Here is a 3,499-nt window from a genome sequence, read left to right as displayed (position 1 = left end):
CGGCTAGGCGCGGCGGGGACGGCAGGAACTTGGTCTCCTGCGGGGCCGCGTCGAGCGGACGCTGCAGGAGCCGGCGCGCAGCGGTCTGCGTCATGCGTCACCTCCGGCTGGCGTCTCGCGGCGGCCGTAGCCGACGGCCTCGCGGCGCTCGTTCTCGTCGAGGAAGCTCGCGGCGCCGACGCGGCGCCACAGCGACTCGCGCTCGGTCGCGAGCGCCTCGATGCTGTCGAGGTCGGGTTCGAGCCGCAGGTCCGTCCCGAAGGCCGGCGCAAGCCATTGCACCATGGCCTCCGCCGTGCGGCGCACGAGCGGGATCACGGTCTGGCGGTAGAAGGCCCGGTTCGCCTCGGCGTAATTCGCGTGCGTGTTGTCGCCCGGCAGGCCGAGCAGCAGCGGCGGCACCCCGAAGGCCAGCGCGATCTCGCGCGCCGCTCCGTTCTTGGCCTCGACGAAATCCATGTCCTTGGGCGAGAGCGACAGCGGCTTCCAGTCGAGGCCGCCGTCCAGAAGCAGCGGCCGCCCGGCATTGCCGGCGCCCTGGAAGTTGGTTTCGAGCTCCGCCTTGAGGCGGTCGAATTGCGTGTCGGAGAGCGAGCCGCCCGCGGCGCCGGCAAAGACCAGCGCGCCGGACGGGCGGGCCGCGTTGTCGAGCAGCGCCTTGTTCCAGGCGCCGGCCGCGTTGTGGATGTCGAGCGCGACGGCCGCGGCCTCCATCGGGGAGAGCCCGTAATGGTCGTCGAGCGGGTGAAACAGCGTGAGGTGGAGGACGGGCGGGATGCCGTCCGCGGTCTGGTCGAACCGCAGGGTGCGGGAGCCGACCACGTAATCGTAGGCCTCGGGCCAGCCATCGGGACCAGGCACGACCCGCATCCGGTCCGGCCGCAGCCCGTAGAGTTCGCGCGGCATGCCTTCCAGGAGGCCGGCCTGCAGGTAGGCGTTTCCGGACACCATGAGGTGCCCGTAGACCCCCTCCATGAAGCGCGTGCCGGCCTCGCGCCGGTTGGGCGCGGCCAGGAGGTCGAGCAGCGGATGGGTGTCGACCTGCCGGCCCGCATCCAACAGGGTCAGCGGGATCGTGGCCGCGGCCTCCGAGATGAGCCGCACGGCGCGGTGCACCACCGCATTCCGCTGAAATCCCTCGCGGGACAGGGCCGCATAGTCGCGCGGCGTCCAGACCGGGCGACCGGTCACATAGACAGCGAGCGCCGGCGAGAGCGGCGGCGGCCGCGGCACAGCGGAGGCCTTGCCGGCCGGCGCGAAGCCGAGCCAGCCGAGAAACGGGTTCGGCATGGGAGCTCCTGGGCGTGAGGGACGGAGGGGCGGGCGCGGGCCCGGTCAGAGCATCCGGATGCGGGGCGCGCCGGCCGGCCGCAGCATCAGGTCCGTGACGGCCCAGACCAGGGCGTCGAGACGGTCGGGCGAGCGGCCGGTGGAGAGGCCGCCCGGCCCGAAATCGGCCATCTCGTCCTCGAGCTCCGGGAAGGCGCCCACATGGCGCACCCTCCCCTGCTCGTAGAGAAGCGCCACCGGCTCCGCCCGCAGGTACTTGCCGCGCGAGGCGTGGACGGGCGTCACCGGGACGCCCGGATCGACCTCCCGCAGCACCGCCTGCACCATCTCGCCGCCCTGGTTCGTCTCGACCACGAGGGCGTCGGCCGACCATCGACGCCAGGCCGCGAGGGCGCGGGCGGCCCATTCCGCCGGCTTCGCGGCCCGCACGGTCGCGTCGGCCAGCACATAGCCGCAGCCAGCACTGTCGATCCCGGCCACCACGATGCCGCAGCTATCGGCGCGCCGGCCCGACGACACCGGCGGGTCCACGGCGACGACAATGCGGATGAGATCGGGCGCAGCCGCCACGCGCGACGCTTCGATGCGGTCGCGCGTCCACAATCCGTCCTCCCGCTCTTCGACCAGTTCGCCGTCGAGCTCTTGCCGGCCGAGCCGCGTTCCGGCGTAGCGGCCGACCACGTTCTTCAGAAAGGCCGGCGCGAGGTGGCGGGCATTGTCGCGCGTCGCGGCCCGGCTCACCGCGACCCGCGGCTCCGCCAGCAAACGTTTCAGCAGCGGGATCGGGCGCGGCGTGGTGGTGACGATTTCGCGCGGGCGCTGCCCGAGCCGGAGCCCGAATTGCAGCATGTCCCAGGTCTCGTCGGGATGGCGCCACTTGGCGAGTTCGTCCGCCCAGGCGGCGCCGAATTGCGGTCCGCGCAGGCCGTCCGGATCCTCCGACGAGAAGGCCTGTGCGATCGCCCCGTTCGGCCATTGCAGGCGGCGCAAACTGGGCTGCCAGGTTGGCCGGTCGGCGCGGCGGCCGTGCACGGCCAGAATGCCGGACGGCCCCTCCACCATGACGTCCCGCACGGCCGCGTGGGTTTCGCCGACAAGGGCGATGCGCTCGGCTCCCGGCTCGAGAAAACCGGGCTGCCCAAGCGCCACGCCGCGCACCCATTCGGCCCCGGTCCGGGTCTTGCCCGCACCGCGGCCACCGAGCACCAGCCAGATGGTCCAGGAGGGCCAGGCCGAGAGCCCGCCGGGCGGCCGCTGGTCACTCCGGCAATAGGTCGTCCACAGCCGGAGAAGCGCCTCGGTCTCCGTCCGGTTCGGAGCGAGGGCCGCGAGGGCGGCCTCGAGCTCTCTCTTCGAGGCGAATGCGCTCGAGATGTCGGCGAAGCTCGTCTCGCAATTCGGCAAGGCTGCGAGGCGGAGGGCCCGGCTCATCCAGACGCCCCTCCCCGTCCAGTTCCGTCAGATAGGCCCGGACCAAGCTCAGCCCACGTGCATAATGTCCGACCGCCCGTGCGGTCCGCTCGGGATCGCCCTCGCGCCCCGTCCCGGCCTCCGCCTGCAGCTTGCTGATCCGGTCGGCGATGAAGTGTTCCAGCGCGAGCCCGGTCTCCCGCCGGTCGACGGCAGGCCGGCCGGTCGGGCGCGTGCGGCTCCGACGGGCCGGACTCCGCCGCGGCGCCCAGCCGAGCTCCGCGGCCCGGCGCCGAAACGCCGTCGGACCGAGGCCCAGAAAGGCCGCCAGCGTCGCGACCGGAACAGAGGTCCTGCGAAAGAGAAGGGCCGCGCAACGTTCCGCCTCGCCGGCGGATGGCGCGGGCGCGGGAAACGGCATGTCGGCTCCGGAAAGCGCCGACCGGGAGGTCGGGGGCTCAAGTCCCCCGACACACTTCGTCAGCGTGGGTGATGTCTACCCGAGCACCGCACCGCTGTCAATGACTATTTTCCTACGCGCGCACCGGTCGGGCCTAAATGCGGCCCAGCAGCACCAGGATGATGACGATCACGAGAACGAGCCCGAGCCCGCCGCTCGGCATGTAGCCCCACCCGCGGCTGTAGCCCCAATTCGGGATGGCACCGATGAGCTGGAGGATCAGGATGATGATCAGAATGGTGCCGAGTGTCATCGTTTGCTCCACTGCCTGAGGCTCAGGGCCCCGCGGGCCTCGTTCCGTCGGGCGTGATCGGTAACGTACAGACGGAGCTGCGGTTT

General features: G+C 72.1%; 3 protein-coding genes. All 3 read right to left on the bottom strand.

Annotation, left to right across the window (positions count from 1 at the left end; translation table 11 throughout):
* Window positions 1–90: 90 nt before the first annotated feature.
* Window positions 91–1,290 (bottom strand): phage portal protein, encoded by a 1,200-nt coding sequence (locus JWR86_RS15580; protein WP_299567260.1) that lies wholly within the window; start codon window positions 1,288–1,290, stop codon window positions 91–93.
* A gap of 45 nt (window positions 1,291–1,335) precedes the next feature.
* On the bottom strand, window positions 1,336–2,721 hold the full coding sequence (locus tag JWR86_RS15575; RefSeq protein ID WP_299567259.1) for a terminase family protein: 1,386 nt from the start codon (window positions 2,719–2,721) through the stop codon (window positions 1,336–1,338).
* 533 nt (window positions 2,722–3,254) lie between these two features.
* A complete protein-coding gene (locus JWR86_RS15570; RefSeq protein ID WP_299567258.1) occupies window positions 3,255–3,413 on the bottom strand; it encodes a DUF3309 family protein in 159 nt (52 codons plus the stop codon).
* Window positions 3,414–3,499 lie beyond the last annotated feature (86 nt).

The organism is Enterovirga sp. (assembly GCF_028290205.1).
Lineage (GTDB): Bacteria > Pseudomonadota > Alphaproteobacteria > Rhizobiales > Beijerinckiaceae > Enterovirga.
Note: the sequence above shows the minus strand (reverse complement) of the source record. Positions and strands in the feature narration are given on the sequence as shown.

Excerpts from the sequence above, each read along its gene's own strand:
- JWR86_RS15580 (WP_299567260.1), bottom strand. The coding sequence starts at position 1,290 with ATGCCGAACCCGTTTCTCGGCTGGCTCGGCTTCGCGCCGGCCGGCAAG.
- JWR86_RS15575 (WP_299567259.1), bottom strand. The coding sequence starts at position 2,721 with ATGAGCCGGGCCCTCCGCCTCGCAGCCTTGCCGAATTGCGAGACGAGC.
- JWR86_RS15570 (WP_299567258.1), bottom strand. The coding sequence starts at position 3,413 with ATGACACTCGGCACCATTCTGATCATCATCCTGATCCTCCAGCTCATC.